This is a genomic window from Acinetobacter tianfuensis, assembly GCF_003611465.1.
GTDB classification, from domain to species: domain Bacteria; phylum Pseudomonadota; class Gammaproteobacteria; order Pseudomonadales; family Moraxellaceae; genus Acinetobacter; species Acinetobacter tianfuensis.
On record NZ_RAXV01000089.1, the window covers coordinates 1 to 1,179 of the forward strand.

General features: G+C 39.4%; 1 protein-coding gene. It reads right to left on the minus strand.

What is annotated here, in order from left to right:
* Positions 1-55: 55 nt before the first annotated feature.
* Positions 56-1,078, minus strand: coding sequence for an IS481 family transposase (locus tag D7V32_RS16960; protein ID WP_120403939.1), 1,023 nt, complete (start codon positions 1,076-1,078; stop codon positions 56-58).
* Positions 1,079-1,179 lie beyond the last annotated feature (101 nt).

A 1,179-nucleotide genomic window follows, 5' to 3' on the forward strand; every position in this document is an offset into this window, starting at 1 on the left:
TGTACTAGCTCAAACCCGATCTGACAGTTACCCATTTTTTAGTGTGCCTGTCAGGTTAAATCTGGGCTAAATTTTTCTCAGCCCAAATTCGTTTTCCATCAAGTAATGTTTCTAGCGGTGTGCGACCGCAGCACATTTTTCCCTGATGAGTTCGTTCAGTATTATAGAATTTCAGCCAAACGTCTAGATCAGCTTGTAATTCCTCTAATGTGCTATACAGCTTCTTCCTAAAGGTAATTTGATAAAATTCCTGCAAGATCGTCTTATGGAAACGCTCGCAGATCCCATTAGTTTGCGGGGAAGCAGCTTTTGTTTTGGTGTGGTCAATATCATTGATGGCTAAATACAGCTCATAATCATGTTGTTCCACTTTGCCACAATATTCAGTGCCTCTGTCTGTCAGAATACGCAGCATAGGTAGATCCTGTGATTGATAAAACGGGAGTACGCGATCATTTAATAAATCTGCTGCTGTAATCGGTGTTTTCGTTGTATAAAGCTTGCAATGCACAACTTTGCTGTAGGTATCGATGAACGTTTGTTGATAAATTCGACCAACACCTTTGAGATTGCCAACGTAAAATGTATCTTGCGCTCCAAGATACCCTGGATGGTGTGTTTCTATTTCACCACAAGCAACATCATCTTCAAGTTTACGCTCAAGCGCAGCAATCTGATGATCATTTAACTCAATGGCTTCTAAGGCTTTCAGTCGCTTTTTAAAGTTTTCTAAATCGTGGCGAAGCCAAATAGATCGAACTCCACTACCTGAAATGAATACACCATTTTTACGTAATTCATTACTGGTACGGTGTTGACCATAAGCGGGGAATTGGATTGCGAAATCAATAACAGCTTGTTCTGTAGTATCATCCACGCGGTTTTTTAGATTCGGTACTCGTCGGGATTTATTGATGAGTGAATCGACATCACCTGACTGAACTAACTCTTGATAGCGATAGAAAGTATCTCGAGAAACACCCATCACCTTACAAGCTTTAGACACATTCTGAAGTGCTTCAGCCAAATTGAGTAAACCTACTTTGTGTTTGATGATTTGATTGTTAGTATGCAACATAAGAAAGTTACCTTTGTTTGATTAAGATTTCGACACCTTTATCAAAACGGGTAACTTTCTCTTTTTCAAGATCAATGTCTGATCAGATCTGAACTAATACA

Coding starts and splice junctions, on each gene's coding strand:
- D7V32_RS16960 (WP_120403939.1), bottom strand. CDS start 1,078: ATGTTGCATACTAACAATCAAATCATCAAACACAAAGTAGGTTTACTC.